A 269-nucleotide genomic window follows, 5' to 3' on the forward strand; every position below is an offset into this window, starting at 1 on the left:
GTTTCCTCACTTATTAATGCGTTATAGATGTGTGTTTTAGAAGATGTATCACGCTCTACCAAGCCTTTATCGTGCATGATCTGCATTAACTTTAGGGTAGTGGTATATCCCGCATCCTTTTTATCAAGTGCTTCATGTACTTCGCGAACTGTACATCTGCCTTTGGCCCAAAGCACCTGTAAAATCTCCATTTCACCTTCTGTTGGTTTGATATTATTTTTCTCCATTTGTTACTACGAATTATTTCGTATTCAAATGTACGAAGATAT

The 269-nt window shown here is 37.2% G+C and carries 1 protein-coding gene; it reads right to left on the reverse strand.

Going from position 1 to position 269, the window contains the following annotated elements:
• Nucleotides 1–227 (reverse strand): BlaI/MecI/CopY family transcriptional regulator (locus RMT89_RS43285; RefSeq protein WP_315889242.1); only part of this gene is annotated, 227 nt, incomplete at its 3' end.
• Nucleotides 228–269: the final 42 nt, after the last annotated feature.

Source organism: Streptomyces sp. P17 (genome assembly GCF_032436805.1).
In the GTDB taxonomy this organism is placed as follows: Bacteria; Actinomycetota; Actinomycetes; order Streptomycetales; family Streptomycetaceae; genus Streptomyces.